The sequence below is a fragment of the Paraburkholderia sp. J11-2 genome (assembly GCF_905220185.1).
Taxonomy (GTDB): Bacteria; Pseudomonadota; Gammaproteobacteria; order Burkholderiales; family Burkholderiaceae; genus Paraburkholderia.
The window spans coordinates 1-16,741 of record NZ_CAJMYY010000048.1 but is presented as its reverse complement, the minus strand read 5'-3'; the positions used below and the strand labels follow the sequence as shown (position 1 = coordinate 16,741).

The following is a 16,741-nucleotide window of genomic DNA, read 5'->3' as shown; positions in this document are numbered from 1 at the left end:
GGTTTCTATTCCTTGAAAATTTCAGCTGGCGAGCGCTGCTTCGAACGCTGCAGCAACGGCGCAAACCCGTTCGTCGGCGCCATGGCGTCCTATGATCTGCAGCCCGGCCTTCAGCGGTGAGCCTTCAATGGGCAGCGGCAGACTCAGCGCCGGATGACCGCTGAGATTGAACGGGCGGATCAGAGACGACATCGCGATCACCGACACACCGCGCCGCGCATCGTCGACCGTGATCGGCAGGGCGGGAAGCGTCGGCATCACGATCACATCGACGCTGTCTAGCGCGCGATCCACAGCATCGGTAAAGCGGCGGCGCACGCGTTCCGCTGCGCTCACCTGGTCGGACGTAGTGGACGAAGCGGCGCGCAGGCGTGTTTCCAGATCCGCGCCGAGCTTGCCGCTATCCACGAGATGGCCGAATGCCGCCCACGTTTCCGCGTTGATGATCGCAAGGCCCGCATGGAACGCGTCGGCGAGGCCCGCAAGCTCGATGGCCCGAGACGAAAACCCCGCACGCTGCGGCGCGCGCGTGACGGCGGCAAGCAGGTCTGCTCGCGCATCGACTTGCGCAATACCGATACTGCACGCGGTGAGTTCTTCTCGCGCGGCTGCCTTGTCAAATGCGGGCGCGATGACGCCCATCGCCTCGACGATCATGCGCACGTCGCGGGCAAACGGGCCCACGCAATCGAGCGTCGATTCGGCGGGCGCGACGCCGCGCCGTGAAACGCGCGCGAATGTGGGCTTGAGGCCGACTACGCCGCAACATGCGGCGGGACCGCGAATCGAGCCGCCCGTGTCGGTGCCGAGCGCAGCTTCCGCGAGCCCCTGGCCGACCGCGCTCGCAGAGCCGCTCGACGAGCCGCCCGGAATGCGCGTCGCGTCTTGCGGATTGACGGGCGTGCCCGTGTAATCGTTTATGCCCGTCATGCCGAACGCCAGTTCGTGCATGTTGGCTTTGCCGACAATTTTCCACTTCGCGTCGAGCAGAAACTGCACCACGTCTGCATGCTTTTGCGCGTGCGCGGTTTCTGCGAGCGCGCGGCTCGCGCCCGTCGTGCGCATGCCCGCAATGTCGATGGTGTCCTTGATGACGATGGTGGGTCCGTCGCCTCCACGAGTGAAGGCACTGATCAATGCGCTCATCGATTCGATTTCCTTTGGGGGTCAGGCAGCCGGACGCGGCGACACGCGCCATGGCGCGTCGAAAAGCCGCTCGGTGCGAAAGTGCGCGATGAGCCACGTAGATGCATCGGGCGCAGGCACGAAGTCCACTTCGAGCCGCGCGCCGATCAGCTCCGCGCGCTCGTCCACGTAGCCCGAAGCCTGCAGCATGATCCAGCGGCCCGTCGCGCGCGCGGGCGTCACCATTTCGATGCTCTCGGACGTGAGAAAGTGCACGTTGGTCGCGAAGTACGGCGCGGGTGGCAGATAGCGCGCGAGCATCGCAACGATGGCCTCGCGGCCTTTGATACGGCCGAACTTGCTCGTATATTGCGGGCCGATGCCTTCCCACACCGCATCGGCCGTGAAAAGGCTGGCGAGCGATTCGCCGTCGAGCGCGCCGCTCGGCACGTCGCACAGCGCCATGTAGCGCGCCATGGTTTTTCGTGCGGCGCTAGCGCCTTCGAGTGCGGCAAGGCGCGCTTCCAGCGCCGCAATCGTGCGTGCAGCGTCAGTGATCGTTGCCATAGGATCAAGCGGTCGCTGCGGGCGGCACGGCGAGCGCACGCCCCACACGCGCCTCGATCTTGCCGTAGCGCCACAGGTTGTATTCGCCCACCGGCGTCGTGCGATAAAGATTGCAAACGGCCACGGCCGTATCGAAGTCGGCAACGTCGGCCATGATGTAGAAGGTCCACGGCGCGCCGCCGGCCTGGCCGACCACGAGGCGGTCGTCGTCCATGATGCCGAGCACCTTGACGCCTTCCATCGCTTCTACCGCGGCGAGCATCTTGCCGTACGCCTGCCAGACTTCGCCGATCTTCTCGCGCGGCAGGTCGAAGAAGTTTTGCGTCACGCCGCAGCAGAACAGGACGCGCAGCGGAAGGGGGCGGGAAGTTTCGGACATTTGATCGATTCCTTGTGATATGTGATGGATACGGTTACAGATAGCCGGGAATCGGCGGCACGCCGACGAACACGGCGCCCGCGCCGTCGAAATTGCCCTCGCCGAGGAACGCGTGCTGCGTCACCACCATTGCGTCGCGCAGCAAACGCTGCAACGGGTGCGTTTTGTAGATCGCCATCGTGCCGCCAAGGCGATACGCGCGATGCACCACGTCGGCGCCTTCGCGCGCGATCTGCGTAGCGGAAAGACGCAGCAGGCTGACCTGATCGGGGGTCACGGGGTTGCCGGCGAGAATGGATCGCCAGACGCTATCGGTCGACTCGTAGAAGAATGCGCGTGCCGAGCGCAGCTGTGCCTCGGCCTTTGCAAGCTCGATGCGGTAGTAAGCACGGTCCGCGAGCTGCGGCGCGCCGGTCGTCGTGCGGCGGCCGCCGGACATATGGTTCGCCACGTCGAGCGCCGCGCGCGCGAGACCGAGGTTGACGACCGCGAGCACCTGGGCCGCGTAAGCGACGGTCGGATAGCGATAGAGCGGCTCGTCCACGCAAGGCGCCCCGCCGCGCACGAAGGTCCAGTCGTCGGTGACGATCTGGTCGGTCACGCGCAGGTCGTGGCTGCCCGTGCCCTGCATGCCGACCACGTTCCAGTTTTCGACGATCTCAACCTGCTCGGGGCGGAAAACGGCCGTGCGCGGCTTGTTCGGGGCGTTGCCCGCGCTGTTGCCAGTGCTGATGCCCACGCCGAGCCAGTCGGCGCCCTTGCAGCCGCTCGCGAACTTCCACGTACCGTTCACGCGCCAGCCGCCTTCAACCGGCTGAACGGTCTGCACGGGAAAGAGGCCGCCCGCGAAGGCCTGGTCGGGGCCGCTCGCGTAGATTTGCGCCTGCGTTTCGAGCGGCAGCGCGGCGAGGTAGACATTGGCCGAGCCGAAGCTCGCAACCCATGCCGCGGAGCCGTCGGCAACTGCAATCCGCTCGATCATCTCCAGGAATTCGCCAGGCGCGCGCGCGTCGCCGCCAAAGCGCCTGGGCGTGCCCGCGCGAAAGATGCCAGCGCGCTTGAAGAGATCGATGACGTCGCGTGGGACGTGCGAAAGCCGGTCGAATTCGTCGCGGCGCGCGGCCACGACGTCGATGACCTCGTCGAGCGAGAGGCGGCCGCCCGACTGCGTGGCGCAGGCCTCTGCATTGATGTCGCTATGGGACGCGACGGCGGTCGCAACTAATGCCATGGTGTTTCTCCTGAGTTCCTGAGCCGCAAGGTTGAAGGCCATGTGTATCGGGCGCAGCGCGAACGCGTGCGCACAGTCTGGAACTCAGTCTAAAAAGGCAAAAAGGGGTCATCAATTGGGACGCCGCACGCATTTTTAAGTAGCGTTCCCCGCGCGCCTAAAGAAATCTTCAGGTTCCCCGCTCCGCGCGCGGATGTTATCGTTTGGAACCACCAGGCGGGGCGTGCCGCCATATCCGGTTCACGATCATGACGTACCCCACCGAAGACGATTTCAGCCGCCTGCTCGACGCCTTGACCCTGTGCGTGCTGCTGCACGACGCCAGCACGAAGGCGATCGTCTGGGCCAATCGCGCGGCCTGCATCGCGCTGGGCTTTTCTGTCGAAGAACTGCTGCCGCTGAAGGCGCACGACATGACGCGCCCCGCGCCGAAATACGCGCGCGAAATCGCCGTGGCGGCGATGGACCGCTCGATCACCGAAGGGCCGCAGGGCTATGAATGGTGCTATCGCTCGCGCACCGGGCAGGACATGCTTTCGGAAGCGATTGCGACGTATGTGCCGCTCAAGGAGCGCGCGGTCGTAATGGTGCAGTTTCGCGACATCAGTGCGGAAGAGGCGATGCGCCAGGCATTGCGGCGCCACGAAACGCGGCTGCGCGAATTCATGCAGGACCTCAGCGAAGGCGTGGCGGTGCTCAGGCTCGACGGCACGGTCGACTTCATTAGCGACTCCGGGCGTCGCGTGCTCGGCCTCGCCGCTGAACAGGCGCCGGGTTCCGTGTTCGACTACTGCAGCGAGCGCAACCGCGAACGCCTTGCCGAGCAACTCGACGACGCGCCGCTGCAGGGTCCGTCCGAGCCCCAGCGCTATCGCATGACGCGCCGCGACGGCAGCGCGTGCTGGCTGCGCATTACCTGCCGGCGGCTCGTGATCGAAGACGATCTCGACGGTCTGTTGATCCACTTCCGTGACATCTCCGACGAGGTGAGTATCGAAGACGCACGCCGCACCGAAGCACGCATGCTCGAATACGCCGGGCGTTACAACGCGATGGGAGAAATGGCCACGGCGATTGCGCACGAGTTGAGCCAGCCGCTCGCGGCGGTGCGCAATTTCATCGAAGGTGCGATAAGGCGGCTCGAACAGGCGGGGCCCGTTGAAGATGCGATTTGGGGTCTGCGCAGCGCTGACCGCCAGGCGGAGCACGCCGCACTCATCATCAAGAGCGTGCGCGAATACGTCGTGAAGCGCGAGCCAACCGAAACGCGCTCGGACCTGCGCGACATTCTCAGCGAGGTCGCTTACTTCATCGAACTGCGCGCGCGCGACGCGAGCGTGCGGATGCATATCGTGCAGCCCATGGCCGCGCTACCTGTGATGTGCGAGCGCGTGTTGATCGGGCAGGTCGTGCTCAATCTCGCGTTCAACGCGATCGACGCGCTGGCCGATGTCGATGCGGACCGGCGCGATCTCACGCTCGCTTGCGAGGAGAAAGACGGCAGGGCGCTCGTGAGCGTGATCGACAACGGACCGGGCGTGCCCGCCGGTGCGCATGGCCGCCTCTTCGACGGCTTTTCGTCGTCGAAGGCGGGCGGCAACGGCATCGGCCTCTCGCTGTGCAAGAACATCGTTACGCGGCACCACGGCGCAATCTGGGCGCAGCCCGCGCCGGGCGGCGGGCTCGAATGCTGCTTCGCGCTGCCGCTCATCCCCGCAGGTTAGCGCCCGAGCGAACGGGCCGTTTTGCCGCCAAGGCCAAAGTCGGTATTCGGGATGTCCTTGATGATTACACGCGTGGCATCGAGCGCAGAGTCGAGCACCTCGGCGCTTGTCGTTGCGAGCGCATCGATCAACGCGGCTTTCTGTTCTAACGTGCGCCCTGCAATCAGGATCGCGACGATCACCGGCAGCGAAGGTGGCGCGCCATCGGCGGCACGCTTGCCGCCGATACCATAGTGCGTGTCAGCCAGTTCGCTCAGCAATATGCGCACGGATTCGGCGGGCGCGCCGATCGCTTCGACGGTGGCTTCGGTCAGACGCGCGATCAACTGCGCCTTGCGTGCTTGCGCGTGGCCAGCGGGCAAATAGACTTCGAGTGTAGGCATGGAGTCGAATGGCAGAAGGGCGCGCAAGCCGAGCCGCGCGCCCCTGTTTTTAGAGCAGGAATCCGATCGCGCTCAGCGCTTCGGTCGAATCGATCAGGCGGACCACCTTTTGCAGAAGCTTCGGCTCGCCGCTCGCGAAGCTGATGCGGTGCGTGAGGTCCGCCGCGAAGATCGTATTCGCGCCGCGCTTGTACGCCACGATGATCTGCGCCGACTTCACTTCCACGGTATCGGCCGCATCGCTCGAGAGCGTGAAGCGCGAAACCGTGCGCACCGTGCGTGCCGCATCGCTCGCCGATGCCGAATAGCCCGACGTCATACGCTGTACACGCATTTCGCGCATGTGCTGGTCGTCGTAGGCGTAGTTCAGCGTGGCGGCGAAGTCGATTGTGTTCGGGTCGATCGGCACGACGTAATGGCCCTTCGGGTCCCACAGTTCGAGCCAGGCGCTGTATTCGCGGCGGTCCAGCATTTCTGCTTCGCGCCAGATGAACTGCACGGCGCGCGTAAAGGTCTCTTGCGAGTTGAGTACGTTTCGATCGTCCATCATGCCTCCATCATGGCGCGCCACTGTGCATACGCTTCGCGCATGCCGGTTTCGTCGGTGGCGTGCGCGGTCTTTTCTCCGTTCGGTGCCGTGGTTTCGCGGTTCAGGCCGCGATTCACGAGGATCGGCGTGCCGGGGCCGGCGTGGGAGCCGCGCTGCACGCGCTCCCAGGCTTCGGCGTCGTCGGGGCTGCCAAAGCCGAACGGGCCCTGGAAGTGTTCGTGAATGCGCAGGCGCACGCGGTTGGCCTCCTCGGGGCCGCCATCCATGGCGAGCGCCACGTGGCGGATTTCCGTTTCCTCTGCCGAAATGGGCCGCAGCACGCGGAAGAACGCCATCGAGAGCGCGAGGTTCGGGAAGAGGTTCAGGTTGAAGCCCACACCCATGAGCGAGCGTACGATGCGGCGCACTTCTTCGGGCGTGTGGCGCCCGGCCAGTTGCGCGGCCAGTTCCTGAAAACGCTCGGGCAGCGGCGCGCCATCGTCCTGGTCGAGGTCGACGAGTTCGGGCACGAGCACGGCCAGGCTGTGGCCATTGCCGAGCGAGCGGCAGAAGGCCTGATCGCTCGTCATGAAGCTCGTGATCGCCGCAGCCGTTTCGTCGTCGATCGACTTCATCCACGACTTGTGCACCACAGGAAAGTGATAGAGGTCCGTGGTGTTCTCGAGCTGGATCTTCCAGTTGCCCTTGAACTTGAACTTGTGTTCGCCGTTGGCTTTCACGGGGTATCCCGCGCCCTGCTTCATGAAGAGGTCGATCCAGGGCTTCGCGCCGCCGAGGAAGTCTTCGAGGGGTTCGATATCCTTGTTGAAGCTCGCGAAGATGAGCCCCTGATAGATGCCGACGCGCAGCTTTTCAAGCGGCAAGTCTCCCTTTTCGCACACCCCTTCGTAGCCGTCGCCATAGGGCAGTGCGCGCAGCGTGCCGTCGAGCGCATACGACCAGCTATGGTACGGGCACGTGAAGCCCTTGGCGTTGCCCTTGTGTTCTTCGCACACGGTCGCACCGCGATGGCGGCAGCGATTTTGCAGCACGTTCACCGTGCCCGTCTTGTCGCGCACGACGATAACCGGCTGCCGGCCGATGGTCGTGGTGCGGAAGTCGCCTGCGTTGGGCAGTTCGCTTTCGTGCGCAACCCAGATCCACGTCTTGTAGAAAATGCGCTCGAGTTCCGCTTCGAACAGCGCCGGATCGTAGTACAGCGAAGGCGCGATGCGGTCCGTCTCTACGCGGCCGCGCAGCGTACTCGTGTCGATGGTCTGCCAGTTATCGCTCATGATGTCGGAGTATCGGGGTGATCGCGATGTCTCGCGAGGAGGTTAAAGCGCAGGTCGTGCGCCGCCTGTGCGTTGATTGAAGTCTCACGCCTGGTGCTTCATGCGTCAAATCGATCTAAAATTGAACCTCACATAAACGCGGCTGATAAAACCATGCCATCACTCGACAACGTCGATCTGAACTTGCTGCGGGTCTTTCAGGCCATCGTCGAGGAGCGCAGCCTGACGAAGGCTGGCGAGCGGCTCGCGCTCTCGCAGCCCGCCATCAGCTATTCGCTTTCGCGCCTGCGCTCGCTGTTCGACGATCCGCTCTTCATCCGCACGCGTGCCGGCATGCAGCCAACGCCGGTCGCGCTGGAACTCGCCGCGATCGTCGGCCGTGCCCTCGACACGGTGCGCGAGGCGCTGCGCTACGCCGAGCGCTTCGATCCGGCGGTGAGCACGCGCACGTTCAGGCTCTCGCTCTCGGACGCGGGAGAAATGGCTTATTTGCCGCCGATTTGCGAAGCGCTCCATCGCGAGGCACCGCGAATGCGCGTATGCGTCGAGCCACTGCCGGTGGACGAGATCGAGGACGCCCTACGTTCGAGCCGCCTCGATTTCGCGATCGGCAATCTGCCCGAGCTGACCTCGCGCACACGCCATCAATTGCTGTTCGAAGAGACCTACGTGTGTATGACGCGCCGCAGGCGCGGCTTGCCGCGCGGCGAGACGCTGAGCCTCGCGCAGTTCGTCGAGGCCTCGCATGTGCAGGTGAGGTCCGTCGAGCACAGCCATCACGCGTTGGACGACGCGCTGCGCTCGCAGGGCGTGGGCAGAAATATCGCGCTGGAATTGCCGCACTTCGTCGCACTGCCAGGCGTGCTCGCCGTGACCGACCTGTACGCGACGCTGCCGCGCCGTCTCGCGCACATCTTCAACGCGGACGGACGCTTCCAGATCTACGCGCTGCCCGTGACCATGCCGGTCGCAGCCGTGACCATGCACTGGCATGAGCACTTCCACGACGACGAAGGCATTGCGTGGATGCGCGAGCTGATTCAGGCCATCATGCAGCGGTTCGACAAGGAGAAGCGCTGAACACGGCGATGCTCAGAGATCGAGCACGAGAACCGGCGAGCGTGAGCGCGAAATGCAGCAACAGATGACCTTGTTGCTCGCGCGCTCGGCCTTGCTCAGACAGTGGTCGCGATGTTCGGGCTCGCCTGTCACGACGTCGACCATGCAAGTGCCGCATACGCCTTCCCCGCACGACGTATCGACCTCGATGCCGATGGTTGCGAGCGCATCGACTATCGAAGTGTTCTTTTCCACGCGCACGGTTTGTCCCGTGCTGGCCACCTGCACGTCGAATGCATCGAGCGCTGCATCGCTTGCGGGCGACGCGGGCTCTGCCGCGAAACGTTCGAGATGGATGGCGTCGTCGGGCAAGCGCTGTTCGGCCACCGCGACCACGCGCTCCATGAACGCGGAAGGCCCGCACGTATAAACGTGCGTGCCCGTCTCGGCCGTAGCGAGACACCACGCGAGTGCACCGTCCAGCGCGTCGGGCTCCACGCCGTAGTGCAGCTTCGCGTAGGGCGCAAATGGCGCGCGCGCGAGCAGCGGCAGGAACGCCGCGTGTTCCGCACTGCGCGCGAAGTAGTGCAATTCAAAGGGCGCATTCTGCTTGATGAGGTGATACGCCATTGACAAAAGCGGCGTGATGCCGATGCCGGCTCCAATCAGCACGTGCCGCTGCGCTCCGGGCGCAAGCTGGAACAGGTTGCGCGGCGCGCCGACCGCTAGCTCGCTACCGACTGCCACGTCGTCGTGCAACGAACTGGAGCCGCCTCGCGATGCACTCTCGCGCTTCACTGCGAAGAGCTGTACGTCGCGCTGGTCCGGGTCGCCACAGAGCGAGTACTGGCGCGTGATGCCGGACGGTGCCGTGACGTCGATATGCGCGCCCGGTTCGTAAGCGTCGAACGGCTTGCCGTCGAGGCGCGAAATGCTGAACGAGCGAATGCCTTGTGCTTCGTCGCACAAGGCGTCGACGCGAACCTTGAATGAAGTGGCTTGCATGATGAGGCCGATCGCTGAAATAGCGGTAGTTTCTGGATGCTGGACTGAATGGAACGCTCGCGCGCGAGGCGCGAGGCGTTGAACCGAGCATACGGCCGCCCGGGAGATCGGGCAAATCGATAAAAAATGGCCTACCGCATCAATGCCATTGATAATACTGGCGCGGGAGGCGCATGTTCATCTCAGGCGCGCGTGGCGCTCAACGTCGCCTCGATGCCTGCGTCTGCGCGCTGCGCGTGCGCGTCCTCGCGCGCGAGGCTCAGGCGGAACTGCCGGCAGCCGAAGCCCAGCAGCACGGTCGCGAGCAACGCCGCGACAAGGCTCACGATCGACATCGATTGCCCAACTGCAAGCGGCGAACCGAACACCTTGTCGGTCAACAACGCGACGAGCGTCGTGCCAATGCCAAGGCCGATCAGGTTCGACACGAGCAGGAACACGGCGGAGATCTGCGCGCGCATCTGGTTCGGCGCGAGCGTTTGCATCGCGGCGGTCGAAGTCGGCATCGGGAACGAGGCGAAGAACATCGCGATCACGAGCAGCGTCAGCGAGCCGCCAAGGCTGTTCACCTGTGTAAAAGCGGCGGCGGGCAGGGCCATTGCCGCCGCGCCGATACAGCCCGCAAGCATGGGGCCGTCGCTGCGGCCGCGGCGCAGGAGCCAGTCGTTGAGCCAGCCGCCGCAGAACACGCCGGTCGTGTTGGCCACGAGCAGGATCGTGCCGAGCGTATAGCCCGCCTCCACCGGCGACATGCCGAAGCGGCGGATGTAGAACGCCGGGGTCCAGCTCATGAGGCAGAACAGCGTCATCGCGTAAAACGAGAAGCCGACGTAGTGGCAGAAAAACGTTTTGCCATGCGAGCGGATGAAGCGCGCGGAATCGGCAAGCGAAACGCGCCGCGCTTTGCCGCTCACGTCTTGCACGAGCCCCTTGCGCTGCGGGTCGCGCACCGTGAGGATGAAGACGAGGCCCACGAGAAGGCCGGGCAGTCCCACAATAAAGAACGTGACCTGCCAGCCATGCACCGAACCGACGAAGGGCAGCGTGACCATCGAAGCCTGCTTGAGCAGCGCGATCACATAGCCGCCAATCAAAAATGCAATGCCGCCGCCAATGAACGAGCCGAGCGAATAGACACCTGCCGCCCGGCCGAGTTTCTCCTTGGGGAAGTAGTCGGCAAGCATGGAGTAGGTGCCCGGCGAGAGCGAAGCTTCGCCCACGCCCACGCTCATGCGCGCAAGAAACATGTGCAGAAAGTTCTGGCTGATGCCGCAAGCCGCCGTAGCGACGCTCCAGAGCGCGATGCCGGTAGCGATGATGCGAGGCCGCGCGAAGCGGTCGGCGAGATACGCGAGAGGAATGCCCATCACGGCATAGAAGAGCGAGAACGCGAAGCCGTGCACGAGGCTGAACTGCGTATCCGTGAGGTGCAGGTCGCGCTTGATCGGCTCGATCATGAGCGCCAGCACCTGGCGGTCGACGAAGGAAAAGACATAGGCAAGCATGCAGATCAGCACTACGTACCACTCATACGTGTAGCGTCTGGCGCTTTTTGCGCCGGCTGGCGCGCTGGCGGGGGTGGGGGTCATGGCGTATCTCCGATGTGTCGGTCGTGTGGTCTCAGGTGCATGCACTCTGGTGGACCAGCGTACGCAAACAAATTTCGCAGATATAGGCGCAAGTTTCCCAAACGCCTGCTCGCAACTACCGAGCGCTCTAAAGAAATCACCAGGGGCGTCCCCGGGAAATCGCGTACTGACGGGGGCTGGAGGCTGTACTTTGCGCGTGCCGCCGCGTTCATGAACGAGATCTATAAGTGATATATGGCCCGCTTGATCGACGCCGGATATTGGCCTTTCTAGACTCGCCCCGATTCCTCACGACTCGCGGGACGACAACAATGACCAACTGGAAGTGGTGTATTTCAATCGTGGGCATGGCGGCGGTGCCCGCGCTCGCGCAATCGAGCCTCACGCTTTACGGCCGTATCGACACGTCGATCGAATATGCGAACTTCGGGCCGAACCACGTGGTGCGCATGGGCACTGGCAATCTCTTCGCGACGCAATGGGGTTTGAAGGGCGTGGAGGATCTCGGCGGCGGCTATGCCACGATCTTCAAGCTCGAAAACGGCTTCAATTCGGCGACGGGCGCGATCAGCGGCAACGGCTCCCTGTTTGGCCGCGAAGCGTGGGTCGGGCTCACCGGACCTTTTGGCGGCCTGCAGGCCGGCGAGACGTATACGATTCTCCATACGTCGTTCGTGACCTACAGTTTGCCGGGATATGGCGCGGGTCTCGCATGGGGCAACGCGTCGAACAACTTCGTCCAGCCCTGGTTCCTGCGCACGAGCAACACACTGCGCTACACGTCGCCACGCTTTGGCGGGTTGCTACTGCGCGCCACGGCTTCGCGCGGCGCGAATGGCGCGAGCAACGTGCCTTCGACACTCGGCGACACCTATGGCGCCGGAATCAACTACGCGAACGGGCCGCTTTCGATCGACGTCGATTACATGCAGCAGAAGTTCAGCACGGCAACGGCCGCGACGCTCTCGCCGACGAGTCCCACCGGCACCGGCAACTACGCGCTCGGCGCGATCTCGTACGATTTCGGCTTCGTGAAGCCGGCGTTCATCTATTTGCGGCACCGCGGCGGCCCCGACGTGACGACGGCGGTGGCGAGCGCGTATTCGAACCCGCACAACGACTTTTTCGAATTGAACGCGACGGTGCCGATCGGCCGCGCGTCGCTGCTCGTGAGCTACGGTCACTATCACAAGATCGCGGACAGCGAAGGCAATGCCGATTCATATGGCCTGCGCTTCGACTATCCGCTCTCGAAACGCACCGTGCTCTACACGGGCGCGGCGATGGTCCACAACGGCGAGCATGCCGCGTTCTCGATCAACGGCGCGGGCGGCGGCGCGGTGCCGGTGGGCAAGCCGGGCGCCACCGCAAGCTCGATCGTGGCGGGCATTCTCACGTCGTTCTAAACGAGCCGCTCGCCTTCATGCGTTGAGGGCGGCCGGAGACTGGGCGGAATCGCGAGCCAGCTGTCGTACGGCTCGCGCGTGCCGATGCGAAATAGCTCCATCAATAGCGCGCGCAGCCAGCGGTGGCCCGGATCGGCGTCGAAGCGACGATGCCAGTATGCGTTGACGGGCCACACCGACGCATTGGCGATCTCGAACGCGGCCATCTCGCCGAGCGGAGCGAAGGCGCGCGCAACGGTTCGCGGCAGGATGAGCGCGTAGTCGCAGCGATAGAGTATGGCCGGCACGACCATGAAGTTCGGCACGGCTACCCGGACGCGCGAAGTGAGCCCGTGTTGTTCGAGCAGCGCCATCGACTGCGGGTGCGAGCTCACCGAAATGAACTGCAATGCAGGCGGCACGGTTGTATCAAGCACGAAATGCTCGTCGAGTCCGCAACGCTCGGCCACACGGCGGGCCATCATCAGGACATAGCGCTCCTGCAGCAGTTCGCTGCGATGGAAATGCGTGAATGCATGGGGGAAGTGGCCCATTGCAAAGTCGATGCGGCCCGACTCCACCGCTATGTTGAACTGGCTTTCCTCGATATGCAGCGTCTCGATGACGACGCCGGGCGCGCGCTCGTCGAGTTCACGCATCAAGGTGGGCAGGAACGCAGTCTCCGCGAAATCGCTCATGTGGAGCCGAAAGGTGCGGCGCGACGTGGCGGGCGAGAACTGGGCGCCCTCGTCGAGCACGGCCTGGAGGATGGCGAGCGCGCGGTCGATTGAGGCCGCGAGACGCTGCGCGCGCGGCGTGGGTTCGACGCCGCCGCCCGTGCGCACGAAGAGGGCATCATGAAACAGGAGCCGCAGCCGGCCGAGCGCATGGCTCACGGAGGGCTGCGTGATACCCAGGCGCAGCGCCGCGCGCCCGACATGCTTCTCCGCGTAGACCGCATTGAAGGTCTTGAGCAGGTTCAGGTCGAGATCCTGCACGCGCAGCGCGTCGGTGGGCTCGTCGCCCGGGGGCGCAATGAAGTCGCTGGGGTTCGGCATGGGCGTGTGCTTTACTGGCCGCACTTCGCGGTCGCAGAAGGCGGATAACCGTAGCGCCGCGCATACGCCTTCGCGAAGTGGCCGAAACTGTGCACGCCGTGCTCGAGCAACACGTCGGTCACGCTGCGCTCGGGATCGGCTTTCAGCGCGCGATGCACCGCTTCGATACGCCGCTCACGGATAAAGTCGGCGGGTGACTGGTCGAGAAACTGGCTGAAACCATTTTGCAGCGTACGCGGCGACACGCCCGCCACCTGGGCGAGCGTCGCAATGGAAAGCGTTTCGCCGAGATGCGCCTCAATATAGTCGCGTGCGCGCTTCACGTGCGCGGGCAGCGGCGGCTTCGCGCCGCGCGCGAGCATTTCGCTGTACGAATGAGGTAGTTGCATGAGCAACAGTGTGGCGAGCCACTGCGTGAGTTCGGGACCGAGCAGGCTGTCGCGCGCGCTCGGCTCGATCTGCTCACACAAGGTGCACAAATACCGCAGTGTGGAATGAAACACGGCGGCTCCGCTGTGCGTGCGGCTAATGTCCAGTTCGAACACGAGCGGACGTCGCAGCGAGTTTTGCAGCATCTCCGCGAGCTTGATTTCGAGCGCGGCGCGATCGACGCGCAGCAGCAGGCTGCGGCATGCGGTGTCGGTGCTGATGCGGCTTTTGCGTGACGGCGACGACACACTGAGGCTGCCCGCCGAAAGCGAGGCACGCTCACTGCCCGATTCCAGCTCGCAACGGCCCGCAAGCGTCGCGCGAAAGAGGTAATGATGGTCGAGTTCGCCCGCGTCGATATGCGTCTCGCGGCCGTAGCACAACTCGAGCAGGCTCGCGCGATGCATCGCGACGCCATAGAGTTCCGCGTTCAACGGCTCGCGGCCCGACACCTCCATGCGGTGCTCGCAAAGCAGCTTCGCCACTTCGCGTTCGACATCCTCGCGCGCGCGGGAAGCGCCGAGCCGGTTGCTGTGTGTGCGGGGAATCGCTATTTCCATCGTTTAATGGCCTCGAAGTGACAGCAGAGCCTCTGCGCCTATGATCCGATGGTCAATAAGTCTGCGCAAGAACGGATTCACCCGCATACGTCGCGCGAATCCGTTGCCGGAGTTGAATAGCGTTTGCGCGTGTTGACGCGCAGCGCGCGAGCCGCCCCTTTAATCTCGACACTGACCAATGAAGCAAGGGATTGCACAAGGAGGCAGGACATGAAGGTTAGCGTACTGGGTGGCGGGCATGGGTGCTTTGCGGCTGCAATCGACATGCTCGAAAAGGGCCACGACGTGACGTGGTGGCGGCGCGATACGGCCGCATGCGCGCGTTTGCGCGAGCTGGGCGAACTGAACGTGAAGGACTGGCGCGGCAAGCGGCGGGTACCCGTTGGCGAGGCGCGTGGCGCGATACGCCTTGCCGACGATCTCGGCAGCGCAGTGCGCGAGGCGCGGCTCATCGTGATCCCGCTGCCGTCCACCACGCACGAATCGCTGGCAAGCCAGCTTGCGCCTCACCTGGCCGATGATCAGGTAGTCTTTCTGCCGCCAGGCACGTTCGGCAGCTACGTGTTCGCGAAGGCGATGGCCGATGCGGGCAACCGCGCGCGCGTGGCGTTCACGGAAACGGGCACGCTGCCGTATCTCGTGCGGCGCCACGGCGAAAACGACGTGGTCATCAGCGCCTACGCCACACGCCTGCCGACCGGCGTGTTCCCCGCCAACGCGGCCGAATGGGCGCTCCCCGTGCTCAAGGAGGGCTACCCGAGCGTCGAGCCGATCGAGGACGCGCTAAGCGGTGCGCTGATGAACGCGGGACCCGTGATCCACCCGCCGCTCATCATGATGAACGCGGGGCCGCTCGAGCATTTCGAGGCGTGGGATATTCACAATGAAGGCACGAAGCCGTCGATTCGCCGCGTGACGGATGCGCTCGACGCCGAGCGCATGGCGGTGCGCGAAGCGCTCGGATACGGCGCGCCGCATTTTCCGCTCGCCGACCACTATGCGAGCGAGGGCGACGAATGGATGTATGGGCGCGGCGCGCACGGCAAGCTCACGGACAGCGGCGACTGGCGCGAGCGCATCGACCTGAAGGCGCACCGCTACATGCTGGAAGACACGCGGCTCGGCCTCTCGTTCATCGTTTCGGTGGGGCGCTGGGCCGGGGTGCCGACACCAGTCGGCCATGGATTGCTGAGCATAGCGAGCGCGGTTTCGGGACGCGACCTGTACAGCGAAGGCCGCACGCTCGAAAACCTCGGGCTGGCCTCGCTTTCGCGCGAATCGATGCGCGGCCTGCTGGCGCGGGGGATCGCATGACGCACAGTGCCGTCGACGTGAAGCGCGTCCACGTGCTCGGCGCGGGACGCATGGGGCAGGGCATCGCGCTCGCGTTCGCATTTGCCGGATTGCACGTGACGCTCATCGATTTCAAGGAGCGCAACGAACAATCGCGTGCCGCATTTGCGGCGGCCGCGCGTGCCGAAATCGCGCGGCAATTGCTGACGCTGGTCGAGTCTGGACGTATCGACGCCAGCGGGGCCGATGAAGCGCTCGCGCGTGTCGAAGTGCTCGATCGCGTCGGCGCCGAGGCCACGCTTGCTGGCTGCGAGGTCGTGTTCGAGGCGGTACCCGAAGTGATGGCGGCTAAGGAGGCGGCGTTCGCATGGCTCTGCGCGCATGTCGATGATGCGGCAACGATCGCATCCACGACATCGACGTTTCTCGTCACCGATCTGCAAAAGGTGGTCACGCAACCGCAGCGGCTCGTCAACGCTCACTGGCTCAACCCTGCGCACCTGATGCCGCTCGTCGAGATCAGCCGAAGCAGCCTCACGCACGACGCGGTCGTCGCGCGGATGAAGTGCCTGCTGCTGCGCGTGGGCAAGGTGCCCGTGGAATGTGCGCCGTCTGCCGGCTATATCGTGCCGCGCCTCCAGGCGCTTGTGATGAACGAGGCGGCGCGCATGGTGGAAGAGGGCGTGGCCAGCGCGCACGACATTGACATGGCCGTACGTACGGGCTTTGGCCTGCGCTTTTCGATCCTCGGGTTGCTCGAGTTCATCGACTGGGGCGGCTGCGACATACTTTATTACGCGTCGCATTACCTCGCGAAGGAGATCGGTCAGCGCTTCGAACCGGCCGCCATCGTCACGCGGCATATGGAAGAAGGGCGCGACGGCATCCGCGACGGCAAGGGCTTCTACGACTACACGGATGTTGAAGTGCCCGAGTACGTGAAGCATCGACTCGGCGAGTTTGGGCGATTGCTCGAGCATCTCGGGCTTGCGCCGCACTACAACTCGGCAATTGCGCCATGAAAATCCATGTCATGGATGATACTCGCCATATATGATTGATTTGACAGATGTGGCACCGGTCTTTAACTTCTGGTCTGCATTCCCACGGGTAGTTAATACGACATCCTA

Annotated in this window: 16 protein-coding genes; 5 read left to right on the top strand and 11 right to left on the bottom strand. The window is 64.3% G+C overall.

The annotated features are described in order from the left end of the window. Positions 1 to 21: 21 nt before the first annotated feature. Genes U5A57_RS39030 through U5A57_RS39015 form a run of 4 tightly spaced genes read right to left on the bottom strand, consistent with a single transcriptional unit; the run spans position 22 to position 3,302 of the window. Positions 22 to 1,146 (bottom strand): amidase, encoded by a 1,125-nt coding sequence (locus U5A57_RS39030; protein ID WP_321917477.1) that lies wholly within the window; start codon positions 1,144 to 1,146, stop codon positions 22 to 24. 21 nt (positions 1,147 to 1,167) lie between these two features. Beyond that, a complete protein-coding gene (locus U5A57_RS39025) occupies positions 1,168 to 1,692 on the bottom strand; it encodes a nuclear transport factor 2 family protein (RefSeq protein ID WP_321917476.1) in 525 nt (174 codons plus the stop codon). Between the two features lie 4 nt (positions 1,693 to 1,696). Continuing rightward, positions 1,697 to 2,071, bottom strand: a complete 375-nt coding sequence (locus U5A57_RS39020) for a hypothetical protein (RefSeq protein ID WP_321917475.1) — start codon at positions 2,069 to 2,071, stop codon at positions 1,697 to 1,699. A 34-nt stretch (positions 2,072 to 2,105) separates the two neighbouring features. Further along, positions 2,106 to 3,302, bottom strand: a complete 1,197-nt coding sequence (locus U5A57_RS39015; protein ID WP_321917474.1) for an acyl-CoA dehydrogenase family protein — start codon at positions 3,300 to 3,302, stop codon at positions 2,106 to 2,108. A gap of 248 nt (positions 3,303 to 3,550) precedes the next feature. Between U5A57_RS39015 and U5A57_RS39010 the strand changes: the two genes are divergently transcribed. Continuing rightward, complete coding sequence (locus U5A57_RS39010; RefSeq protein ID WP_321917472.1) at positions 3,551 to 5,026, top strand: ATP-binding protein; 1,476 nt, start codon at positions 3,551 to 3,553, stop codon at positions 5,024 to 5,026. On the opposite strand, the gene U5A57_RS39005 is transcribed toward U5A57_RS39010, so the two are convergent. From U5A57_RS39005 to U5A57_RS38995, 3 genes are read right to left on the bottom strand one after another with little or no spacing between them, the layout of a single operon-like run. Beyond that, on the bottom strand, positions 5,023 to 5,409 hold the full coding sequence (locus U5A57_RS39005; protein WP_321917471.1) for a 2-hydroxymuconate tautomerase family protein: 387 nt from the start codon (positions 5,407 to 5,409) through the stop codon (positions 5,023 to 5,025). The genes U5A57_RS39010 and U5A57_RS39005 overlap by 4 nt on opposite strands. A gap of 49 nt (positions 5,410 to 5,458) precedes the next feature. Next, complete coding sequence (locus tag U5A57_RS39000; RefSeq protein ID WP_321917470.1) at positions 5,459 to 5,959, bottom strand: aromatic-ring-hydroxylating dioxygenase subunit beta; 501 nt, start codon at positions 5,957 to 5,959, stop codon at positions 5,459 to 5,461. Then, entirely contained in the window at positions 5,956 to 7,233 is a 1,278-nt protein-coding gene (locus tag U5A57_RS38995) for an aromatic ring-hydroxylating dioxygenase subunit alpha (RefSeq protein WP_321917469.1), read from the bottom strand. Before U5A57_RS38995 ends, U5A57_RS39000 begins: the two co-directional genes overlap by 4 nt. A gap of 153 nt (positions 7,234 to 7,386) precedes the next feature. On the opposite strand from U5A57_RS38995, the gene U5A57_RS38990 reads away from it, so the two are divergent. Then, the gene (locus tag U5A57_RS38990; protein WP_321917468.1) at positions 7,387 to 8,313 is read left to right on the top strand and encodes a LysR family transcriptional regulator; all 927 of its coding nucleotides are present in this window, start codon (positions 7,387 to 7,389) and stop codon (positions 8,311 to 8,313) included. Positions 8,314 to 8,325: 12 nt separating this feature from the next. Here U5A57_RS38990 and U5A57_RS38985 read toward each other — a convergent pair whose 3' ends face one another. Further along, positions 8,326 to 9,297, bottom strand: coding sequence for a PDR/VanB family oxidoreductase (locus U5A57_RS38985; RefSeq protein WP_321917467.1), 972 nt, complete (start codon positions 9,295 to 9,297; stop codon positions 8,326 to 8,328). A 182-nt stretch (positions 9,298 to 9,479) separates the two neighbouring features. Continuing rightward, positions 9,480 to 10,886, bottom strand: coding sequence for an MFS transporter (locus tag U5A57_RS38980; protein ID WP_321917466.1), 1,407 nt, complete (start codon positions 10,884 to 10,886; stop codon positions 9,480 to 9,482). Between the two features lie 311 nt (positions 10,887 to 11,197). Between U5A57_RS38980 and U5A57_RS38975 the strand changes: the two genes are divergently transcribed. Beyond that, complete coding sequence (locus U5A57_RS38975) at positions 11,198 to 12,292, top strand: porin (protein WP_321917465.1); 1,095 nt, start codon at positions 11,198 to 11,200, stop codon at positions 12,290 to 12,292. Here the strand turns inward: U5A57_RS38975 and U5A57_RS38970 are convergent. Together U5A57_RS38970 and U5A57_RS38965 are read right to left on the bottom strand one after the other, a co-directional pair. Next, positions 12,289 to 13,329 carry a LysR family transcriptional regulator gene (locus U5A57_RS38970; RefSeq protein ID WP_321917463.1) on the bottom strand — a complete coding sequence of 347 codons (1,041 nt, stop codon included), beginning with the start codon at positions 13,327 to 13,329 and terminating at the stop codon, positions 12,289 to 12,291. The two genes, U5A57_RS38975 and U5A57_RS38970, sit on opposite strands and share 4 nt — an antisense overlap. A gap of 11 nt (positions 13,330 to 13,340) precedes the next feature. Next, positions 13,341 to 14,318 carry an AraC family transcriptional regulator gene (locus U5A57_RS38965; protein ID WP_321917462.1) on the bottom strand — a complete coding sequence of 326 codons (978 nt, stop codon included), beginning with the start codon at positions 14,316 to 14,318 and terminating at the stop codon, positions 13,341 to 13,343. A 210-nt stretch (positions 14,319 to 14,528) separates the two neighbouring features. Between U5A57_RS38965 and U5A57_RS38960 the strand changes: the two genes are divergently transcribed. Together U5A57_RS38960 and U5A57_RS38955 are read left to right on the top strand one after the other, a co-directional pair. Next, the gene (locus U5A57_RS38960; protein WP_321917460.1) at positions 14,529 to 15,632 is read left to right on the top strand and encodes an NAD/NADP-dependent octopine/nopaline dehydrogenase family protein; all 1,104 of its coding nucleotides are present in this window, start codon (positions 14,529 to 14,531) and stop codon (positions 15,630 to 15,632) included. Further along, positions 15,629 to 16,633 carry a 3-hydroxybutyryl-CoA dehydrogenase gene (locus tag U5A57_RS38955; RefSeq protein ID WP_321917458.1) on the top strand — a complete coding sequence of 335 codons (1,005 nt, stop codon included), beginning with the start codon at positions 15,629 to 15,631 and terminating at the stop codon, positions 16,631 to 16,633. Before U5A57_RS38960 ends, U5A57_RS38955 begins: the two co-directional genes overlap by 4 nt. The last annotated feature ends 108 nt before the right edge of the window (positions 16,634 to 16,741 follow it).